This is a genomic window from Synechococcus sp. Cruz CV12-2-Slac-r, assembly GCF_024346075.1.
Taxonomy (GTDB): Bacteria; Cyanobacteriota; Cyanobacteriia; order PCC-6307; family Cyanobiaceae; genus Synechococcus_D.
This window is the reverse complement of sequence record NZ_JAGQEK010000013.1, coordinates 1-20361: the sequence shown is the minus strand read 5'-3', so window position 1 is coordinate 20361 and position 20361 is coordinate 1. Positions and strand designations below refer to the sequence as shown.

Annotated in this window: 23 protein-coding genes and 1 tRNA gene; 15 read left to right on the top strand and 9 right to left on the bottom strand. The window is 51.7% G+C overall.

Translation table 11 applies throughout. The features are described from left to right. Positions 1-835: ATP-binding protein (locus KB557_RS02545; RefSeq protein WP_255131228.1), on the top strand; the 835-nt coding region annotated here is incomplete at its 5' end. Here the strand turns inward: KB557_RS02545 and ychF are convergent. Further along, positions 821-1912, bottom strand: a complete 1092-nt coding sequence (gene ychF, locus KB557_RS02540) for a redox-regulated ATPase YchF (RefSeq protein ID WP_255131227.1) — start codon at positions 1910-1912, stop codon at positions 821-823. The genes KB557_RS02545 and ychF overlap by 15 nt on opposite strands. A gap of 63 nt (positions 1913-1975) precedes the next feature. Here ychF and KB557_RS02535 point away from each other — a divergent pair, with 63 nt between their 5' ends. Continuing rightward, the gene (locus KB557_RS02535) at positions 1976-3127 is read left to right on the top strand and encodes an efflux RND transporter periplasmic adaptor subunit (protein ID WP_255131226.1); all 1152 of its coding nucleotides are present in this window, start codon (positions 1976-1978) and stop codon (positions 3125-3127) included. Here KB557_RS02535 and wecB read toward each other — a convergent pair. The 3 genes from wecB to tsaD are packed head-to-tail and all read right to left on the bottom strand — an operon-like array spanning position 3124 to position 5541. Then, entirely contained in the window at positions 3124-4239 is a 1116-nt protein-coding gene (gene wecB / locus KB557_RS02530; protein WP_255131225.1) for a non-hydrolyzing UDP-N-acetylglucosamine 2-epimerase, read from the bottom strand. The two genes, KB557_RS02535 and wecB, sit on opposite strands and share 4 nt — an antisense overlap. A 50-nt stretch (positions 4240-4289) precedes the next feature. Then, positions 4290-4445: a high light inducible protein gene (locus tag KB557_RS02525; RefSeq protein WP_261354912.1), complete on the bottom strand. Its 156-nt coding sequence runs from the start codon at positions 4443-4445 to the stop codon at positions 4290-4292. 43 nt (positions 4446-4488) lie between these two features. Next, positions 4489-5541 (bottom strand): tRNA (adenosine(37)-N6)-threonylcarbamoyltransferase complex transferase subunit TsaD, encoded by a 1053-nt coding sequence (gene tsaD / locus KB557_RS02520; protein WP_255131224.1) that lies wholly within the window; start codon positions 5539-5541, stop codon positions 4489-4491. A gap of 67 nt (positions 5542-5608) precedes the next feature. On the opposite strand from tsaD, the gene KB557_RS02515 reads away from it, so the two are divergent. Continuing rightward, the gene (locus KB557_RS02515; RefSeq protein WP_255131223.1) at positions 5609-6109 is read left to right on the top strand and encodes a Photosystem I reaction center subunit III; all 501 of its coding nucleotides are present in this window, start codon (positions 5609-5611) and stop codon (positions 6107-6109) included. 49 nt (positions 6110-6158) lie between these two features. Continuing rightward, a complete protein-coding gene (locus KB557_RS02510; protein WP_255131222.1) occupies positions 6159-6275 on the top strand; it encodes a Photosystem I reaction center subunit IX in 117 nt (38 codons plus the stop codon). Here the strand turns inward: KB557_RS02510 and gmk are convergent. Further along, on the bottom strand, positions 6258-6827 hold the full coding sequence (gene gmk, locus KB557_RS02505) for a guanylate kinase (RefSeq protein WP_255131221.1): 570 nt from the start codon (positions 6825-6827) through the stop codon (positions 6258-6260). The two genes, KB557_RS02510 and gmk, sit on opposite strands and share 18 nt — an antisense overlap. 62 nt (positions 6828-6889) lie before the next feature. Here gmk and KB557_RS02500 point away from each other — a divergent pair, with 62 nt between their 5' ends. Next, positions 6890-8650 (top strand): NFACT family protein, encoded by a 1761-nt coding sequence (locus KB557_RS02500; RefSeq protein WP_255131220.1) that lies wholly within the window; start codon positions 6890-6892, stop codon positions 8648-8650. Next, positions 8647-9402, top strand: a complete 756-nt coding sequence (gene tatC / locus KB557_RS02495; RefSeq protein ID WP_255131219.1) for a twin-arginine translocase subunit TatC — start codon at positions 8647-8649, stop codon at positions 9400-9402. The genes KB557_RS02500 and tatC overlap by 4 nt, the downstream gene beginning before the upstream one ends. Here tatC and KB557_RS02490 read toward each other — a convergent pair. Beyond that, positions 9353-9715 (bottom strand): DUF3067 family protein, encoded by a 363-nt coding sequence (locus KB557_RS02490; RefSeq protein WP_255131218.1) that lies wholly within the window; start codon positions 9713-9715, stop codon positions 9353-9355. The two genes, tatC and KB557_RS02490, sit on opposite strands and share 50 nt — an antisense overlap. A gap of 32 nt (positions 9716-9747) precedes the next feature. On the opposite strand from KB557_RS02490, the gene petC reads away from it, so the two are divergent. From petC to cobM, 4 genes are read left to right on the top strand one after another with little or no spacing between them, the layout of a single operon-like run. Beyond that, positions 9748-10284 (top strand): cytochrome b6-f complex iron-sulfur subunit, encoded by a 537-nt coding sequence (gene petC, locus KB557_RS02485; RefSeq protein ID WP_255131217.1) that lies wholly within the window; start codon positions 9748-9750, stop codon positions 10282-10284. A 57-nt stretch (positions 10285-10341) separates the two neighbouring features. Next, positions 10342-11274 (top strand): cytochrome f, encoded by a 933-nt coding sequence (petA, locus tag KB557_RS02480; protein ID WP_255131231.1) that lies wholly within the window; start codon positions 10342-10344, stop codon positions 11272-11274. Between the two features lie 4 nt (positions 11275-11278). Next, positions 11279-12133, top strand: coding sequence for a prolipoprotein diacylglyceryl transferase (gene lgt, locus KB557_RS02475; RefSeq protein WP_255131216.1), 855 nt, complete (start codon positions 11279-11281; stop codon positions 12131-12133). Positions 12134-12166: 33 nt separating this feature from the next. Next, entirely contained in the window at positions 12167-12961 is a 795-nt protein-coding gene (cobM, locus tag KB557_RS02470; protein ID WP_255131215.1) for a precorrin-4 C(11)-methyltransferase, read from the top strand. On the opposite strand, the gene KB557_RS02465 is transcribed toward cobM, so the two are convergent. Then, positions 12915-14282 carry an FAD-dependent oxidoreductase gene (locus tag KB557_RS02465; RefSeq protein WP_255131214.1) on the bottom strand — a complete coding sequence of 456 codons (1368 nt, stop codon included), beginning with the start codon at positions 14280-14282 and terminating at the stop codon, positions 12915-12917. The two genes, cobM and KB557_RS02465, sit on opposite strands and share 47 nt — an antisense overlap. A gap of 72 nt (positions 14283-14354) precedes the next feature. Between KB557_RS02465 and KB557_RS02460 the strand changes: the two genes are divergently transcribed. Both KB557_RS02460 and KB557_RS02455 read left to right on the top strand, forming a co-directional pair. Continuing rightward, positions 14355-14426: transfer RNA gene (locus KB557_RS02460), tRNA-Val, on the top strand. Between the two features lie 115 nt (positions 14427-14541). After that, entirely contained in the window at positions 14542-15372 is an 831-nt protein-coding gene (locus KB557_RS02455; RefSeq protein WP_255131213.1) for a RodZ family helix-turn-helix domain-containing protein, read from the top strand. Here KB557_RS02455 and KB557_RS02450 read toward each other — a convergent pair. Then, positions 15356-16996 carry a Ppx/GppA phosphatase family protein gene (locus KB557_RS02450; RefSeq protein ID WP_399218542.1) on the bottom strand — a complete coding sequence of 547 codons (1641 nt, stop codon included), beginning with the start codon at positions 16994-16996 and terminating at the stop codon, positions 15356-15358. The two genes, KB557_RS02455 and KB557_RS02450, sit on opposite strands and share 17 nt — an antisense overlap. Before the next feature lie 16 nt (positions 16997-17012). On the opposite strand from KB557_RS02450, the gene KB557_RS02445 reads away from it, so the two are divergent. Both KB557_RS02445 and KB557_RS02440 read left to right on the top strand, forming a co-directional pair. Further along, entirely contained in the window at positions 17013-17897 is an 885-nt protein-coding gene (locus KB557_RS02445; RefSeq protein ID WP_255131211.1) for a 4-hydroxybenzoate polyprenyltransferase, read from the top strand. Between the two features lie 2 nt (positions 17898-17899). Next, entirely contained in the window at positions 17900-18736 is an 837-nt protein-coding gene (locus tag KB557_RS02440; protein ID WP_255131210.1) for an LD-carboxypeptidase, read from the top strand. Here the strand turns inward: KB557_RS02440 and ispD are convergent. Continuing rightward, positions 18716-19402, bottom strand: a complete 687-nt coding sequence (gene ispD, locus KB557_RS02435) for a 2-C-methyl-D-erythritol 4-phosphate cytidylyltransferase (RefSeq protein ID WP_255131229.1) — start codon at positions 19400-19402, stop codon at positions 18716-18718. The two genes, KB557_RS02440 and ispD, sit on opposite strands and share 21 nt — an antisense overlap. A 64-nt stretch (positions 19403-19466) precedes the next feature. Here ispD and KB557_RS02430 point away from each other — a divergent pair, with 64 nt between their 5' ends. Beyond that, positions 19467-20210: a glycosyltransferase family 9 protein gene (locus KB557_RS02430; RefSeq protein ID WP_255131209.1), complete on the top strand. Its 744-nt coding sequence runs from the start codon at positions 19467-19469 to the stop codon at positions 20208-20210. Positions 20211-20361 lie beyond the last annotated feature (151 nt).

Below are 20361 nucleotides of genomic sequence, written 5' to 3'. Positions count from 1 at the left end.
TGGCGCTGCCAATCTGCTGGGCGGACGGTTGGTTTCGGCTTCTATGCCAACCTTCATGGCCGCAGAGCTTGGCGCTGCTTTTGATCTTTCAAGGGCGCTCAAGATCGGCCTAGTGCCTTTGATTTGGCAAGCCGCTGATCCCCAGGCAAATCTTGCCGCCTACGCATCTCTTTATCTGCAGGAGGAAGTGCAAGCTGAGGCGTTGGTGCGCCAGATCGGCGACTTCGGCCGTTTTTTAGAGGTGATCAGCTTTTCCCAAGCAAGCCAACTCAATCTGGCCTCCCTTGCCCGCGAAGCTGAGATCCCTCGTAAACGGGCTGAAAGTTATCTATTGATTCTCGAGGATTTACTAATTAGTTTTCAATTGCCTGTTTTTCAGAAACGGGCCAAACGGCAACTAGTTCAGCACCACAAATTCTTTTATTTTGATGTTGGCGTGTATCGCAGCCTGCGGCCCCGTGGCCCCCTCGATTCTGCGCAAGAAATCGAAGGTTTGGCCTTAGAAACACTTGTGGCTCAGCACCTGCGTGCCTTTTGTCAATTGCGGCGCCAAGGCGATAGCTTGAGCTTTTGGCGCACCCGCTCCGGCCTGGAAGTGGATTTCGTGGTGTATGGCCCCGATCTGTTTTGGGCTATTGAGGTGAAGCGCAGTGCCCGCATCGATAAGCATGATCTAGCTGGCTTAAAGGCTTTTGGCGTTGATTACCCTCAAGCGGAACGTCTATTGCTTTCTTTTGCACCAGAACCGCTTTTGATTGATGGCATCCGTTGCGAACCCCTGGAGCCCTGGCTGCGGAAATTACAGCCAAACAACCTAAACCTATACATTAAATAAAAACTCCATCACATCACCTTCTGCCACCACATATTCCTTACCTTCACTACGCAGCCAACCCTTGGCCTTGGCTTCTGCAAGGGAACCTGCTTCTAGCAATTGGCCATAGCCAATTGTTTGAGCGCGGATAAAACCCCGTTCAAAATCGGTGTGGATCACCCCAGCTGCCTGCGGTGCCGTCATGCCTGCTTTGATTGTCCAAGCGCGGGTTTCTTTCTCACCTGTTGTGAAATAAGTGCGGAGGCCAAGCAGTTGATAGGTGGCGCTAATTAAACTGCGTAATCCACCTTCACTAACGCCCAAACCCTCAAGGTAATCATTGCGTTCATCTTCGCCAAGTTCAACTAATTCAGCTTCAACTTGAGCACTTACTTTTACAGTTTGAGCAGCCTCTTTTTTTGCTAATTCCATAACAGAATCAACAAAAGCATTGCCCTCTGCTAAATGATCTTCGCTTACATTTGCCGCATAAATAATTGGCTTTGCAGTTAACAAACCAAGCGGTTTAATCAAAAGATACTCTTCACTGCTTATATTTAAATTACGCGCTGCGCCGCCCCCATCAAGTTCCACGCTAATGCGGGCGAGTAAATCATCTTCTAGCTGGGCTTCCTTACTAGTACGCAGTTGTTTTTTTAGGCGTTCCCGGCGCTTTTCGATTTGCGCAACATCTGCAAGAGCAAGCTCCAAATTAATTATTTCTGCATCCCGCAAAGGATCAACAGAACCGCTTACATGAATTACATCGTCGTCTTCAAAGCAACGCACCACATGAACAATTGCATCCACTTCACGAATATTTGCCAAAAACTTATTTCCTAAACCCTCCCCCTGGCTGGCCCCTGCCACCAAACCGGCAATATCAACAAATTCCACCCTGGTGGGCACCACATCCTTTGAATTTGATAGCTGCCGCAATTGCTCAAGCCTTGGATCCGGCACCGCCACAGTGCCCACATTGGGCTCGATCGTGCAAAACGGGAAATTGGCAGCCTGGGCTTGGGCGTTAGCCACCAGAGCATTGAAGAGGGTGGATTTGCCCACATTGGGCAGCCCCACGATTCCGGCTTTAAGCATTTCTCTAATTTAAAGGGTGAGCCGCACTCGCCAGTGCTGCTGTTTTCATGAAGAATGATTGCAGTGAAAACAGCAACCATCAACACACCTACCTTGCCTCAATCCGCACCAGCCCCATGGCGGCGTTGGTGGCCGGCTGCATTGGTGTTGCTAGTGCTCGTTAGTGGCGCTGGTTTTTTGTTGCTGCCTTTGCTTAAAGGGCCAAAAAGAGATATCGGGCCCTACGTAACCAAGGTGAGCCAGGGCAGTTTGGCGGGAATCATCACTGCTAGCGGCGAAATCGAAGCGGAGCAGCGCGTAAACGTGAGCCCCAAAAGGCAAGGGCAACTGCTAGCCCTTTACGTAGATGAAGGCGACAAGGTAATTGCTGGGCAACCACTTGCCCGCATGGATCCAAGCGATATTCGCAACCGCCTAGAAGAACTAAGAGCACAGCAAGCAGTGGCAAAGGTGGATTTAAATCGCAGCCGCGGAGAATACGAAAGACGGCTCCAATTATTCAGCCAGGGCGCCCTCAGTGGCGACGATCTTGCACGCTTTAAAGCCAACTTTGATAGCAGCCAAGCTGCTTACAACGCCGCCTTGCAACGCCTTGCCCAGCGAAAAGTTGAATCGGGTGATCTAGTAGTGCGCGCACCATTTGCTGGCACTATCACTAACCGATATGCCGATCCCGGTTCCTACGTAACACCCACCACCGCAGCCAGTGCAACGGCTGGAGCCACAAGCTCTTCAATTGTTGAATTGGCCTCTGGTTTACAGGTAAATGCCAAGGTGCCTGAAAGTGATATCGGCCGCATAAGAAATGGGCAAGCTGCCAGCGTGAGAGTGGATGCATTTCCTGATCAAAGCTTTGCAGCGCAGGTAAAACGCATCTCACCACGCACCGAAAAGAGCAGCAATGTAACTACCGTAAAAGTAGAATTAGAGCTAATTAATCCACCCTTAAATAAATTGCGAATTGGCATGACTGCCGATATCGATTTTGATGCCGGCCGCCTAACACCTAAACCCCTACTGCCAACCGTTGCAATTGTTACTGAGAATGGAAAACCTGGGGTATTGGTGCCTGGCCCTGGTAACCAACCACGTTTTGTGGAGATAACCCTTGGCAGCAGCAGTGGCCGCAACACTCAAATCCTCACAGGGGTGAAAGCCGGTGAACAAGTATTTATTGATCTGCCGCCCTGGGCGAAAAAGCGTAAGGAGAGTTAGCGGTTTGCCAAGTAAGCAGCACTTGTTGCAACGATTCGTTCACTCGCCTTGCCATCACCAAAAGGATTGTGGGCTTTTGCCATAGCGGCATAAGCTTCACTATTTTCGAGGAGCAGGCAGGTTTCCCGTTCAATCGCCTCTGAGGAAGTACCTATTAATTTTGCTGTGCCTGCTTCCACTGCTTCTGGGCGTTCGGTGGTGCGCCTTAAAACAAGCACTGGTTTCCCTAAAGATGGAGCTTCTTCTTGCAAACCACCTGAATCTGTAAGTAATAATGTGCAACCACGAATTGCAGCTACCAGGCGGTCGTAATCAAGCGGTTCGGTGAGAAATACCCGTGGATGATCACCAAGCCATTCTTGTAATGGTTCCCGCACTGTTGGATTTTTATGTAATGGCAATAGCAATGCTGTATCGGGGTGGCGATCCAACACCTTTAAAAAACCCGTCGCGATATCTTTTAAAGGGGTGCCCCAATTCTCACGGCGATGCACTGTGGCAAGAATCACCCGTTGTTTTTGCCAATCAAGGCCCGGCACTTCACAACTAGGTGCTGCCGCTGCCATCAACAACAAAGCATCAATCACCGTGTTGCCCGTGGTGTGTATCTCACCCACCACCCCAGAGGCTTGAAGATTTTTTGCCGATTGGGCTGTGGGGGCAAAATGCAACTGAGCCACTTGGGAGATCAAACGACGATTCGCTTCCTCCGGGAAGGGGTCGTAGAGATTATCTGTGCGCAGCCCCGCCTCCACATGGCCCACCGGGATTTGATCGTAAAAAGCCGCTAAAGCAGCCGCAAAGGCAGTGGTGGTATCACCTTGAACGAGCACTAAATCAGGTCGATTTTCGCCAAATTCTTTACGCAAACCCTCCAGCGCAGCGCAGGTCACATGGGTGAGTGTTTGCCTTGGGGTCATTAACTCCAAATCGCGATCTGGAGTTAACTGAAAAAGTGCCATCACTTGAGCCACCATTTCCTTGTGTTGCCCAGTTAGAACAACTCGGGTTTCAAACAGTGGCGAAGCTTGGAAAGCCAAAATTACCGGCGCCATTTTGATGGCTTCCGGTCTGGTGCCAAGCACCAGAGTGACGCGCGGTAATGAAGCCAATGGCAATTCTCGAGCAGCTTGATATTAAAGAGAGCTACCTGATGTGAGCTCTAGGTTGTGGCAATTAAACGCCAAAGCACCAATGCGCCAATCCCAACGGATAAGCCAAGCATTGCTAATCGGCCGTTCCAGATTTCAGCCTGAGGGGTAAATCCCCTGCGCCAGGCATTCAGTTCTGTGGGCTCGAGCTGATTGGTGGGCGACACGGCAAAACGGAAATATTTCGGAAATATTAAATGATTTTTTATATTAAAAAGGCGCTTTGCCATAAAGCTCAATCGCATTAGCTAACGGCCAGCGGGGGGCTACGCCGAGGTTTAAAGCCGAACTTTGCCCCATTTGCAAGCGTTTACAGGCAGCTAATCCAATCATTGCTGCGTTATCGGTGCACCAAGCAAGGGGGGCTAAATGCAAATTGAGGCTCGCGGCAGTGCATGCCCCAGTTAGTTGGCGGCGCAATTCTGCATTTGCAGAAACACCCCCCACCACCACCAAACCAGGCAAAGCTTGATCAACGGCGCAGCGCACACTGCGCTCCACCAACACTTTGCAAATCACCTGCTGAAAAGAGGCTGCTAAATCATTCACCGGTAGGGGCTCCCCGGCAATTTGCCAACGCTGCACCTCCCTCAGCACTGCAGTTTTTAAACCACTAAAGCTGAAGTCGTAGGGGTGCACGCCCCCATCTGGCAATGAAATACGCCCAGGCGGGAAGCGAAAACGCAAGGGATCACCCCCTTTTGCTGCAATTTCTAAGGCAGGCCCCCCTGGATATGCCAAGCCAAGCAAGCGAGCAACCTTATCGAAGGCTTCTCCAGCAGCATCGTCGCGGCTGCCAGCGAGGCGTTCATATTGGCCAAAAGCTCTTAGGGCGATTAGTTCGGTGTGGCCGCCACTCACTAATAAAACCAGCATTGGCCCCTGGGGAGCCTGATCACCACTAAGAGCAGAACAAAGATGACCCTCGAGATGATGAATACCAATAAAAGGCTTCTGGGCTAATTGGGCTAAGCAACGGCCGGTAACAGAGCCCACCATTAAGGCCCCAAGCAATCCGGGGGCCACGGTGGCGGCCACTGCATCTAAATCGCTAAGGCTTACGCCTGCATTTGTTAGTGCCCTTTCCACTAAATGTGGCAAAGCCTCCACATGGCGGCGGGATGCCAGCTCTGGCACAACCCCGCCCCAAAGGGCGTGTTCCTCCACCTGGCTTGCCACTTCACTGCTCAAAACAGCCCCATCGCGCACCACCGCAGCCGCAGACTCGTCACAACTTGTTTCGAGGGCCAGAACCGTTGGCATTAGGAGTGGAATTCACACATAAACTATTGGGAGCAACCGCTAAGCGGGCCTGCCCATCATGCGCATCATGCAACAACTGATCTCAAAGGCATTTTCAAAGTTTTTTGCTGTAGCTCTTTGCGGCTATCTGCTTTTGGGTTTTGTTCCGTTAGCCCATGCCGGGGTAGCTGGATTAACTCAATGCAATGAAAACGCCCGTTTTCTATACCGGGCTAAATCCGCCAAAACTGCTTCTGCCCAGGCGCGTTTCGAGCGTTACGGCCAAGCCCTTTGCGGCACTGATGGCCTTCCCCACCTTGTAGTGGATGGTCGCTGGAGCCATGCTGGCGAATTCATGCTGCCAGGGATTGCTTTTCTCTATATCGCCGGCTGCATTGGCTGGGCTGGCAGGTCTTACATCCAAGCAATCAAAGGCAAGGATGCAAACATGAAAGAGATTCAGATCGATCTTCCAGTTGCTCTTAAGTGCACCCTGGATTCCGCCAGGTGGCCTTTGGCTGCTTTTGCTGAACTCACATCAAATAAGCTCACAGAAGTAGATAGCAAAGTAACAGTTTCACCTCGCTGATTTAAAGATCCAAGCAACTCACTAAATTATTCAAATTTAATTCCAAATCATGAAAAAATTTCTGACCACCGCGCCAGCTTTTGCAGCAATTTGGTTTATGATAACCGCTGTAATCATGATTGAATTCAATCATTTTTTCCCAGATATGTTATTCATTCCCGGCTAAATCCATCAGCAGCTCAAGTTGAACTAGGGCATCATTAATATCATTGTTTACAACTACCGCATCGAACTCGAGCTCTGCTTTTAACTCCTCTTCTGCCCTTTTAAGGCGTTTTTGGATCGCGGCTTCTAACTCGGTGCCCCGCCCCCTAATTCTGGCCTCTAATTCAGCCATAGATGGGGGTTTTAGAAATATTTGGAAAGCTTCAGGGAAGGTTTTACGCACCTGCCGTGCTCCCTCCAGCTCAATTTCAAGTAGCACCGGCGCACCAGCAGCTAATTGCTGCTCCACAGGTTTGCGGGGGGTGCCATAAGAATTACCAGCAAACTGCGCCCATTCCAACAAACCGCCGCATGCCACAAGTTGCTTAAATTCATCATTACTTTTAAAAAAGTAATCAATAGCTTCCACCTCCCCAAGCCTTGCCGCCCTGGTTGTGGCAGATACCGAAAGCCAAAGTTGCGGATGATTCTTTCTTAACGCCTTCACTAAAGTTCCCTTTCCAACGCCGCTAGGGCCACTCAATACGGTGAGCCTTGGCTTTTGCCTTTCCATTGGCCGCTTCTCCATTTAAGTGGTGAATGCTTGGCGAAACTAGTACCGGGCACTCTGAGGCCATGCAACCCCAAGACACCACCTGCCTCAAAGCAGTGGTTGAAGAACTGCAGCCCATGCTGCTGCCAGCCAGATTTGAAAAGGCCCAGCAACCAAGCACGAGCTCAGTGCAGCTGGGGTTTCGCACCCTTACGCAACGGCTCTGGCTTGAATTGCGTTGGCAAGCAGATGGCGCTCGATTCCATGGCTTACCGGCCCCTCCGCGCCAAGGCGAAGGGAGCACCTTGGCCCAACAGTTGCAACATGCCTTAGGGGGCTTAGCCCTCGTGAGCCTGGAGCAGCCCCCTTGGGAACGGGTGGTGCAACTCGGTTTTGCCGAACGGCCCGGAGCAACCCCAAAGCGCTTTGTGGTGCTTGAACTAATGGGCCGCCACAGCAATTTATTTTTGCTCGATGAACATAATTCCGTAATTGCTATCGGCCGCCAAGTGCAGGCCCATCAATCACGCTTAAGGCCCATCGGCACTGGCGACTCCTACAGCCCTCCGCCGCCATTACAAGGGGCATTCCCCAGCAGAATTGAACCCTTTGAGCAGTGGCGGCAACGGCTTTTATTGCGCCCAGAAACTTTGGGTAAAGCTCTTTTGCAGAGCTATCGCGGCCTCGGCCCTGCCCTGCGGGAGCAATTATTGGAAGCTGCAAATCTCAGCTCAACACTGGAAGTAACCCTGCTAACAGAAGATCAATTGCTTGATCTCTTCAGCGTGTGGCAGCGTTGGCTTAATGATCTAGAAACAAACAAGCTCAGCTTTAGCCCCTGGGGCAAGGGTTATCGCTGCTGGGGCGCAACAGCAGAAAAAAGCGATGCTGCGGATCAAAATGCTGCGGATCAAAAAAATGAATTTTGTTTTAACTACGCCCTTGCGGCTTTTTATGGTGCAGGCGAGCAGCGCCGCCAATGTGAAATTGCGCAGCAAAAACTCAACCAGCAATTACAGCAATTGTTAAGCCGCGAACAGCGGGAACTAACGCAACAAGAAGATTTACTAGCTCGCTGCTCCGGCGAAGCGTTATTGCAGATGCAGGCAAATTTGCTGCTCTGCCGCCCTGATGTTGCCAGCAGTGGCCATCGCCACTTGCTGCTCGAAGATCCAGCAGGCGGTGAAAGTTTGCCCGTGGAGCTTGATCCACAGCTGAGCCTTGTTTTTCAAGCCCAGCGTTTCTACAAAAAAGCGCGCAAATTGCGCCGTTCCGTTGAAGCGATCAAACCGCGCTTAGCTCACCACCAACGCCGCCTTGAACTCCTGGAAAACAGCCTGCTGCAACTGGAGTTGGCAAATCCAAACGATCTTGAATTACTGGAGGCATTGCAGAGCGACCTCAACCCATTTCAAACAAAAAAAAGCCAAACCAAACGCCAACACAAGCGCCCAGAAAAGGAACCTCAACCCCTCACCCTTACAAGCTCGCGGGGTTTGCGCCTATTAGTTGGCCGCAATCATCGCCAGAACGACTGGATCAGTTTTCGTAATGCTCGCCGCGGCGATCTCTGGTTCCATGCCCAAGAACAACCCGGCAGCCATGTGGTGCTCAAAGGTTCCGAACAACTGGTGGCTGAAGCGGATTTGCAGGCGGCTGCCGATCTTGCCGCCCACTTCAGCCGTAGCCGCGGCAATCTGCGCGTGCCGGTGTTGATGGTGCCGGTAGAACAATTGCAGCGCATCCCAGGCATGGAAGCTGGCCTAGTGCGCCATGGAGGCGGCGAACTGCTTTGGGGTGAACCGGATCGCGCCCTGGCGCTGCTGCCTAGCCTGAAGCCATGAGCAACACGGAGTTCCCGGCCGAAGTGGAGATGAGCTTCTCCGATCACCTCGAGGAGTTGCGCTGGCGTTTATTGCGCAGCCTTGCAGCGGTGGTATCTGGAGCGGCGATTTGCCTTCTATGGGTGCGGCCCCTGGTGAAGTTGCTGGAAGAACCGGCCCAAGGCATCCGTTTTTTGCAACTGGCTCCAGGTGAATTTTTATTTGTATCTCTAAAAGTGGCCGGCTATGCCGGGCTCACCTTGGCTCTTCCTTATGTGCTCTACGAAGGTTTGGCTTTTGTTATGCCCGGCCTTACTCGAAGGGAACGGCGTTTGGTGGCACCTGCGGTGGCAGCCTCAGCCGTGCTGTTTCTGGTTGGGCTTACTTTTGCCTGGTGGGCCTTGGTGCCTGCAGCCTTGCGCTTTTTGGTTAGTTATGGCGCCGATGTGGTGGAGCCGATTTGGTCTATCGAGCGCTATTTAGATTTCGTTTTGCTACTGATGGTGGCCACAGGTTTGGCTTTTCAGTTGCCCGTTTTGCAACTGCTACTCGGCTTGCTCGGCTTGGTGCGCTGGCGGCCGATGCTGGCGAGTTGGCGCCTGGTGATCTTGTTTTCAGCCGTTGCTGGAGCTGTGCTTACCCCCTCCACCGATCCGGTAACAATGCTGCTGCTTAGCGGGGCCATCAGCGCCTTATTCCTTGTGGGGGTGGGGCTTGTTGCCCTCACAGAAGGAATTCACTCATCCGGCCCTGATCCGCTAGAGGGAAGCTAAGGGCCTTGCCAAGGCGTGGTTTATCACGGGTGTTTAACAACCATTCCCGCACCTGTTCGGCCAAACCGAGCCCGTTTAGCTGCTCCGCCACCTGCTCAATGTTGAGTTGGTATTCATTCGCATCCAGGGGAAAGGATTGCTGCTCCAAATAGCCCCACATCACTTGGAAATAAAGGCGTCCGGCGCGGCGATGAAACTGAAGGTGATAACTCACACCCCAGCGGTTTTGCAAAATTGCAATCAACTCCTCGGCGCTGAGGGGCACTACCTGATCAAGCAAGTGGGCAACAGCATGGTGGAGAGAAAGGTTCATAATGGTGGATATCTGTGGCGGCGCGCCCACCTATGACCCAGCTATCGGCAAATGACGTACCCGGCATGGGTCGCCGGCAGTTCATGAACCTGCTCACCTTTGGATCCGTAACAGGTGTGGCTCTGGGGGCCCTTTACCCAGTGGTCAACTACTTCATCCCGCCCCGGGCAGCTGGCGGCGGCGGCGGCACCACCGCCAAAGATGAATTGGGAAATGTAGTTACCGCCAGCGGCTGGCTTGCAAGCCATAAGGAAGGCGATCGCAATTTGGTGCAGGGCCTCAAAGGCGATCCCACTTACCTAATCGTGGATGGGCCAGAAGCCATCGGCAATTACGGCATAAATGCCATCTGCACTCACCTTGGTTGCGTGGTGCCATGGAACAGTGGCGCTAATAAATTCATGTGCCCTTGCCACGGCTCCCAATACGACAGCGCCGGCATGGTGGTGCGGGGTCCTGCCCCCCTATCTCTTGCTTTAGCCCATGTATCTGTAGAAAACGACAACGTTTTTCTTACCCAATGGTCTGAAACAGATTTCCGTAATGGCGAAAAGCCATGGTGGGGCTGAACTCCAGCCGTTTTTAGCCTCAATTATTTGATCCGATCCGCCCCGCCTCCCCCTCCGATGCGTCGTTTTCTATCCCTGCTAATCAGCTCCTTGTTGCTCAGCATCAGCCTGCTGGTGGCACCTCAAGCCAGTTGGGCTTATCCCTTCTGGGCTCAGCAAAACTACGACAATCCCCGGGAGGCCACCGGCAAGATTGTTTGCGCTAACTGCCATCTCGCCAAAAAACTCACCCAGGTAGAGGTGCCGCAGGCGGTGATGCCAAACACCGTTTTTAAAGCTGTAGTAAAGATTCCTTACGACACCGCAGTGCAACAGGTGGCCGCTGATGGCAGCCGCGCAGGCCTCAATGTGGGCGCTGTTGTGATGTTGCCCGATGGCTTCACGATCGCGCCAGCCGATCGGCTCAGTGATGAATTAAAGGAAGAAACCAAAGGGATTTACTACACCCAATACAGCGATAGCCAGCCAAACATCTTGCTGGTGGGTCCGTTGCCTGGTGATGAGCATCGTGAAATCGTGTTCCCGATTCTTTCCCCCGATCCCGCCACTGATTCCTCGATTCACTTTGGTAAATATCAACTTCATATCGGTGGTAATCGTGGCCGCGGCCAGGTGTATCCCACCGGCGAAAAAAGCAATAACAGCATTTACAACGCCTCTGTAACAGGCCAGGTGAGCGCCATCACCAGCAACGACAAAGGCGGTTCCACTGTGAGCATTAGCGCCGCTGATGGCAGTTCCACCGATGAAGCAATTCCTGCTGGCCCGGAACTGCTGGTGAAAGTTGGAGACAGTGTTACCGCAGGCCTGCCCATCACCACAGATCCAAATGTGGGTGGTTTTGGCCAGATGGATGCTGAAGTGGTGCTGCAAAATCCAGTGCGCATTTACGGCCTGCTCGCTTTCCTTGCAGCTGTTGCAATCGCTCAGATAATGCTTGTTTTGAAAAAGCGTCAGATCGAAAAAGTTCAGGCCGCAGAAGGCGTTTGATTCCATGCCCCTATCGATATTGCAGTCTCCGGGGCCGCTGCTGGTGGAGTTGGGCCCTTTGGCCATCCGTTGGTATGGCCTACTGATTGCTGTAGCTGTATTGCTTGGCCTTTGGGTATCAAGCCAGCTTGCAAAAATGCGCGGCTTAGATCCAGGTGTGATCTCGGATTTACTACCGCTAATCGTGCTCTCTGCAGTGATCGGGGCAAGGCTTTATTACGTGCTATTTGAGTGGCAGCAATATCAAATCAATTGGCTTGAGGCTTTTCAAATTTGGAAAGGTGGTATCGCAATCCATGGAGCTTTGCTAGGTGGGTCTATTGCTGTGATCGCCTACAGCCGCTGGATGAAACTATCCTTCTGGGCTTTGATGGATGTGCTTTTGCCATCAGTGGCCCTAGGCCAAGCGATCGGGCGCTGGGGAAATTTCTTTAATTCAGAAGCTTTTGGTTTACCCACATCACTGCCCTGGAAACTCTTTATTCCAGTAGCAAATCGCCCTGCTGCATATTTAAATGAAAGCTGGTTTCATCCCACTTTTTTATATGAATCAATCTGGGATTTAGGTTTATTTGTATTACTAATTTTATTATTTCGGCAGCGGCGAACTAATGGCGAATGGCTGTTACCAAAAGGGGGAATTAGCTGCGTTTATGCCTTGGGCTACAGCCTTGGCAGATTTTGGATCGAAGGCTTACGGCTTGATCCCCTTTGCCTATGGGGCAGCCTTGGTGAAGCCAATTGCTTGCGTATGGCCCAGTTGGTGAGTTTAATTCTTGCCATTGCAGGGGCCGCTGGATTGGCTTGGTTGCTTACCTTTAAAAGATCACTGCCAGATCCCGGACGACCCATTAGTTAGCAACCCTTTAATTACAACTTAATTCCAACCCCATTGACTAACGCAAAAATTCAAATCGTTGGCGCCGGCCCAGGCGCTCCAGATTTACTAACTATCCGAGCGCTGCGGGCTATCGAGCAGGCGCAATTACTTGTATGGACTGATTCTTTAGTATCACCTCAAATTGCAGCCCTTGCAGGAGCCGATTGCGAAAAACTGCGTAGCGGCAATCTCACCCTTGAAGAAGTGCTTCAGGCAATGCTTGATGGGGTAGCTCGCGGCCTACGGGTAGTGCGGCTTCATGATGGCGATCCCTGTTTATATGGCGCTTTACATGAACAAATTTCCCGTTTAGCTGATGCCGGCATTGAAGTTGAAGTTATACCTGGCATTAGTGCCTATCAAGCAACAGCAGCAGCGCTTGGGGCCGAATTAACAATTCCTGGGCTTGTTCAAACCATTGTTCTAAGCCGCGCCAGCGGGCGCACCGGCACGCCAGCTCGCGAATCTCTAGAGCACCTAGCAGCTCTTGGTGCTTCTCTCTGCCTTTATCTCAGCGCCCGCCATGTGGAAGAGGTTGAAGCGGTATTGCTGCAACATTACCCAGCAGATACCCCTGTAGCGGTGGGTTATCGGGTTAGCTGGCCCGATCAAAAATTACAACTGGTGCCATTGAAAGGTCTTGCTGCCTATAGCAAGGCAGAGAGATTGGAGCGCACTACTCTTTATTTAATAAGCCCAGCCCTCAATGCATCAGGAGCGGCAAGATCAAAGCTTTATAGCGCCGAACATGATCATTTATTTAGGCCTGCAATTGGTGCAACTCCTGCTCCAACTGTTCAGCCCTAAATTCACAATTAAGCCGTGCCACAATCGCCCTTAGATCTTGTTCTGCATTGCCCAGACAATCAGTGCCGCCCGGTGATGGAGTTACATTAAATACAATTGGCCCATCGCAGCTGATGCGAGCTTCCCCCAGCATCAACTTATGATTACGTTTATCAATTAGTTGGGGCCGCACCCCGCCATATCCTTCAGCGAATTTCAAATCTTTTAATTGAGCACTAGGCACAATTTTGCGCAAATCTTGCAAAAATAACCAGCGCCTTAACCACGGCACTTCAAATAATAAATTACGCAGAATATAATTGCGAATATCGCTAATGCGAAATAATTGCCAAAGTACTGTTAAAACTGCGCCATCAAGCCTCAACACCTTTAGAAACTCCCAAAAAGTTTCAGGCCGGTAGCGTTCAAGCAATGGCAAAAGTAAGGCTGTAGGGCCAAAGCGAGTTTTTCCTGGCACCAACACATCTGGATCACCATGAATTGCAGCAAAGGGCAGCTTATTATTTTGCACTGTATAAACCTTGCCATTTAATAGTTTTGGTGTGAAGTAAAAACTACCGGCTACAGGCAAACATGAATATTCCAAGCCATGGCCCATGGCCTGAGCTATTAATAAACTATGGGCTCCGGCACTCACCACCACATAGCGAGCCTTAATTGTTTCTGTTGCAGTATTAATTACATAACCATCTCCGTCTTTAGAGATATTCAGCACCTTTTGATTTAGTTGCACCTCCAGCTGCCGCAGAAGCCCCTTTTCAAGATCAGTAGCGATTGCAGCTTTTGCCTGATCGACAAATGATTCAGCCAAGGCTTGATAATCCACTGCAGAAGTGCTGGCAGCAATGCCGATAGCTGTAATTTCCTCTGGCCTCACTGCAGCGTTAATACCTTTTGCCACAGCCGGTTCCCAGCGACCAATCGCTGCAGCATCAAGCAACTCCATCTCTGGGAAATGGGGTTGAAATTGCTTAAAACGTTCCCTCAGAAAGTTGCATTCTTCAGGCCCCACACCGAGCACCATTTTAGGGAAACAAAACAAAACTTTCTGCCTTTCTTCCTCTGTTAGAAGCTCGCCGTAGCGCACCAACATATTGGCTCGCCGATTCACTTGAAGCGCTTTTTCAAGGTTGTAGTTGGTTTCAATATCGCCGCAATGGATCGTTTGGCTGTTATTAGTAGAGCGGGAATTAATCAGCGCCAGCTGCTTTTCTTTTTCTAATAGCAATACTGAGCCCAAGTTTGTGTATCGGGCAAGGCAAAAGAGCAGAGCCGTGCCAGACACGCCTCCCCCCACGATCAGCACATCAACCTCACGCACAGGCAAACCGCAAAACAGCCATCCAACCTAAGTTCCCAGCTTAAGCCAACTGGGGGGTAAGATTTGATTAATGGGCGATTAGCACAGTGGTAGCGCACTTCCTTCACACGGAAGGGGTCACTGGTTCAAATCCAGTATCGCCCACTTAATAATATCAAGTTTTTAAAATATCTAAATTAGTTTATATTCTTATCATTTATTTAATTTTGTTGACAATTTACGATTTTGCGTCAAAGTTTAGCTTGATTTGAGCGATTGCTTGCACGCCCCCGAACTGCCAACCGAACCCGGCGGCCTAGCTGCTTTTGGATCGCGTTTGCGTGGCGCGCGCTTGGCTAAGAACCTGAATTTAGAAGATTTGGCTGCAAAGCTTTGCATGCGCCCTGAGCAGATTGCAGCTTTAGAGGCCGGTGATCGCCAGCAATGGCCTGAAGACGCTTTTGCTATCGCGCAGGTGCGCAGGCTGGCAACCAGCCTTGGCCTTGAGGCCGATCTTCTCGTAAGCGAATTGCGGATTTTGTTGCAGCAAGTGCCAGATGTAATACCCAGCGCGGCTGCCATTGCTGTGATGGGGGCCTCTAGCAAACGCACCATTAACACGCCAAACAGGGAAGAAGGCACGAAGGATTGGATCAGTGCTTCAACCAAACCGAAAACTAAGAAAGGTGTTCTTCCTTTTGCTTGGCTTGCCGGTTTTGCTGTATTGATTGGGCTTGGAAGCATTGGCTTTAAGCAACTAAACTTCAAGCAACTAAGCTTCAAGCAACTAAGCTTCAATCAGCTAAGCGGTAAAAAACAAGAAATTAAAATTCAAGTAAGCGCGCCAAAAATAGCTGCCCCAGCCCCTACAAACAAAAATCTGCGTTTGATTGCGAATCAAAATGCGTGGCTGGCAGTGCGTGAGTTGGATGGCAAAAAACTTATTTTTGAAGGCAAATTTAAAGGTACAAGAATTTTTGCCTTGGGCAAAGGTCTTGAGCTGCGCTCAGGCAGGCCCGATCTGGTGCAAGTGCAATTTGGTACTGCAGCTGCTAAACCTTTGGGCCGGATTGAAGTTATTGAATGGGTGAAATTTATGCCGCCCCGCTAATTAATCCACAACTTAGGTTGTAGCCGCCGCTATCGGTAAAAGCAGCCGCACAACTTTCCAAACTCCAAAGTTCCAAGCTGAGATCTTCTGTGGCGTTACAGGGTTGCAGTTTTAAATTAAAATTGCCTCCAATACAACGTGCTTCAAAAGCTGCAATTACGGCCTCCGGCCTGCGATTCATGGCTGCGGCAAGGCGCAGCAATAAAGAAAGTGTTTCCACAATCCGCCTTTGATCGCGATCCAATAGCAACCAGCTTTCATGGCGTTTTTTGGGCAGGCTGCGGCGATGATACCTAGCTAGAGAAGCAATTAATAATTGCTCACTTTGAGAATATCCAAGTAGTTCGCCATTATTTATCAAATACCACGAATGCTTGTGATAACCACTGGTGTTTATGTGCAGCCCGCAATTGTGCAGCATTGCCGCTGCCCACAAAAGCTCGCGCTGCTGCTCAGAAAAATCATGAAAACTGCCTTTTGTTTGATCAAAAAGCGTTATTGCATTTGCAGCTACCCGTTCAACACGATCCCCATCAACTCCAAACTTGCGTGCTTGATGCCACACCGTGCGTTCACGAATTTCACTCTGGTAAGCAAAACGATCAACGATCAAGCCATGGCGCAGCATCCAATCAACGATCAAGCCTTCCCTTAAAGCTCGATCACTCACCTCAAATTGTTTTGCTCCAAGCAAAGCCATCGCCGTTTGCAACACCAGTAATCCGGGCACAAGAATTTCGGCGCGCCTTTCATTAATGCCGGTTAGTTCTTTGCGTTGCAGGGGCGTGAGCGGCAAAATCCGCTCCACCAGGCCATCTAATTCGATTTTGCTCACCACCTTGCCGTGCAAACGGGCTGAATTGCGAGCTGATTCAGCTTCCAGCAGTGCCGCCACTGCCATTGCTGTGCCACTGGTGGCAACCATCACAGGCGTTTCACCCGGATTTAAACGACGCAGCACCTTGTCTACCGATGGTTCTAAGGAGCCCTGGATAAAAGCCCTAAGAAAATCAACCCGCTCCCGATCTAGCGGTTCTCGTTTCACAAAATCCCGCTGCAAGCGCACAGCCCCCACCCGGGCGCTGGTGAGAGCACGGGCTTCTTTGGCATCCGCTAAAACCAATTCGGTTGAACCGCCGCCAATATCAAGGATTAGATGGGGGCTCTCGCTGAAATCCTTGCCAGAAAGAACCCCTAAATAAATTAGGCGCGCTTCTTCTGTGCCACTAATCACTTCAAGATTTAGGCCCAGCGATTCCCTTAATTCGGCAAGGAAGGCAAGGCCATTAGGTGCCTCCCGCATGGCACTGGTGGCCACGCCAATAATTTCTTCCACGCCATGGCTGCGGGCTAGCTCGCGGCAATGGCGCAAAGCAAGCCGGGTGCGCTCCATTGCGGCAACCGTTAGTTCTCCGTTATCAACATCCCGTTCCCCCAATCTGGTGGTGGATTTTTCTGCCACCAACACCGAAAAGCTGCACAGCAGCGGGTCTACCTCCGCTATCACTAGGTGGGTGGAATTGCTGCCTAGATCAATGGCTGCCACCCGCCGCATCCCGTTCAGCACAGCTGTGTTTTGTGCTGTCAATTCAGGATCCCGTAGAGCCGTGGCACACTCTCGCATCGCAGCACTGCTCCCAGTGGCTTCACCCCCTAAAAACCGCACCTGGCCCGCCTGGCTGGAATTGCTGCGTTGGCAAAAGCCAAGCGGACGCTTGATTTTGCTACTGCCAGCCGGCTGGAGTTTTTGGCTGGAGCAGCCTCAGCCCAATGCACTACTGCTTTTACTTGTGCTGTTTGGCGGCCTTGCTGTAAGCGGAGCGGGATGCATTGCAAACGATCTTTGGGATCGCAAGATTGATGCCCAAGTGGCACGCACCCGCAGCAGGCCATTGGCAAGGGGCGCTTTAGATACAAATTTTGCGCTCTCTTTACTACTGATTTGCCTTGCTATCGCCCTTGCAGTGGTGCTTGCCCTGCCGAATCGCTGGCTATGCCTTTGTTTGGCTGTGATCAGCTTGCCTTTGGTGCTGATTTATCCCTCCGCGAAGCGATGGTTTGGTTTCCCCCAATTGCTTTTGGCCTTTTGTTGGGGTTTTGCCGTGCTGATCCCCTGGGCCGCCGCCCGGGGCAGCCTTAGCGGTGGCTGGCCCCTTTGGGGCTGCTGGGGCGCCACTATTTTCTGGACATTTGGCTTTGACACGGTTTATGCGCTGGCTGATCGCCCCGATGATCAAAGGCTTGGCGTGCGCAGCAGTGCCCTTAGCCTCGGCCCCAATGTGGTGCCAGTGGTGGGGTTTTGTTACGCCGCCACCTGGTTGCTGCTGCTTGGAGCGGGGCTTGCTGCAGGGCTCGGGGCGGGTTTTATTGCAATAGCTCTAGTAGCAGCGGTGGGTTTTGCTAGGGAATGGTTGTTATTGCGCCGCGATGAAGCAATGGGATCTCTACAAAGTGGCAAACATTTTCAACGGCAGGTGCTGCTGGGGGCCCTACTGCTTTTTGCTTTGATCATTGGTAGATATTGATAATGAAGGCTCGCATCGTTGCCCCCAGTTCAAAACTTGGGGAATTAAATAATTTGCAAATGGGCCTTGAGCTGCTTGCTAGCTGGGGCATTCGCTTAGAGCTGCCCCAAATTAGTGATCGCAGTTGGGGATACCTAGCTGGCAGCGACCCTGAAAGACTGGCGGATTTTGATGGCAGCGCTGATCTATGGGCTTGCGCCCGCGGCGGCTGGGGGGCAGCGCGGCTGCTGGAGCTGAATTGGCAGCCGCCTCAAGGGCTACTGCTGGGCTTCTCAGACGTTACGAGCTTGCTTTGGGCAATGCAGCTGAAGCGCTTTTCCGGCATAAATCAAGGCGCCCTCCATGGCCCCCTCGTAACAACCCTGGCGGCTGAACCAACCTGGAGCCAAGAACGGCTGCGGCGGCTGCTGCGTGGCGACGCTGTTCCAGCGCTTCAAGGGATCCCATGGGGTGGGGGCATTGCTGAAGGTCCATTGCTGGTGGCAAACCTCACTGTTGCCACCCACCTGCTCGGAACCCCGTGGTGTCCGGATTTAGCAGGGGCTGTGTTGATCCTCGAAGACGTAGGGGAAGCTCCGTATCGCATCGATCGCATGCTCACCCATTGGCGACTTTGCGGGGCCCTCCAAAAATTAGCCGCAATCGGTTTTGGAAGTTTTAGTGATTGCGGTGAAGGTGATGCTGCAGAACAGGTGCTTCAAGAACGCACCGCCAACCTCGGCATACCGCGCTTGACGGGCTTACCTGTGGGCCACGGCAGCTGCAATGCCGTGTTGCCCCTTGGCAAAATCGCCCGCCTTGATGGCGATAAAGGGGTGCTAAGCCTGGCGCCTTTTTAGTAAGGCTGCAGCCAACTCCAAATCCAAAGGGGTGGTGATTTTTAAATTTGCACTACTCGCCTCCAGCACCCGCACCGGCAGGCCCAAGCGTTCGAAAAGCGCTGCATCGTCTGTTACTTGCCAACCTTCGGCAGCAGCCCTTTGATGGGCGGCTCTAAGGGCCGGCAAGGCAAAGCCCTGGGGGGTTTGGGCCCCCCAAAGCTGTGAACGCTCCGGGGTATTACGGATATAGCCCTCGCTATCCACCTGCTTAATCGTGTCTGTTACTGGCACGGCAGCAATTAAGGCCTCGCCGCTTTGCTGCAAAGCCAAGGCACAACGATTGAAAAGGTCTGGTTCCACCAAGCAACGGGCCCCGTCGTGAATAAGCACGTAAGCCGCTTCCTTTGGTAATGCGGCAAGGCCCAAGGCAACAGATGCCTGGCGCGTGTTGCCCCCTTGCACCCATTCCACCGGTTTTAAAGGCTTCAGGCTGGCCAGAATCATGTGGATCTCCTGGCGATCTTGCTCTTGGCCAACCACTGCAAGCCAGGTAATTTGTTCACTTTGCAGCGCTGCTTCCAGGGTCCAGGCCAGTAGGGGTCTGCCTTCTAGAGGTATCAGCAACTTGTTGCGATGGTGGCCCATGCGCCGGCCACTGCCAGCAGCAACGATCAGCAGGTGCAAGCGTTTTGGATTCAACTCCATACAATTCGACCATCTCACTAACAGGGCTGGCTCGTTTCTGCTGATGCGTGTGTTGTTTCTGATTCCTGGCGGCGCTGAAGCTCAGCTCCAGGCCCTGCCGATAGCAGCGGCACTGGCAGAGGGGGTGTCTGCTCAATTGCAGGTGGCTTGCCCTGCAGCCATGGCACCGCTTTGGAAGTTGCTGCCAGCTGTGGAAAAGGTATTGCCCTTTGGTTTTGATGCGAGTGTTTCCCTCGCCGATTGGACCAACCTGTTGGGTTGCGTTAGGGAACCTGATTTTCAAGCCTGTATCAACCTTGCTTCCGGTTGGCGTTTTGATTTACTACTTGGCCTTAGCCATATCCCTGTGCGGGTTTCAAGTAAAGGCTTAGAAGCTTTTCTTACCCCTTTAGGTATTAACGCCAAACCAACTAATTACCGCCTCAAGTTACCCCCAAAAGCCCTGGCTGATGCCCAAGCGCAATTTCCAGAAGGCAACGGTCCACTATTGCTACTAGCTCCTTCAAAAGACAACAACGATTGGCCGCAAAGCAATTGGCAAGATTTACAAAGTGATGTGCAAAAACAATTACCAGAGGCGCGCATTCATCGGCTTTCAACTACAAATATCATTGAGCAAGCCGCTCAAGTAGCAAGTGCAGATGTGCTTGTGAGCAACAATCCAGCAGTAACGCTTTTAGCTGGTTTAACCGGTATCACCCTGGTGGATTTAGAGCATCTTCGTGGTGAACTGCCGTTGAGCGCTTTAACCCCAACAGCTGTTTTAAAAGCTCTTGGCATGGCTTAAAGCAAATGGCGTCTTTTTTAGGAAGGCGCCATCGGATGCAACGGCGCTTAAGCCCTTTGCTGAATACTCCCTTACTGCCGCTAGGAATGGTGGTGATCGGTGGCGCGTGCGGTTACCGCCTCAGTGAAGGTTGGGATTGGGGGGATTGCTT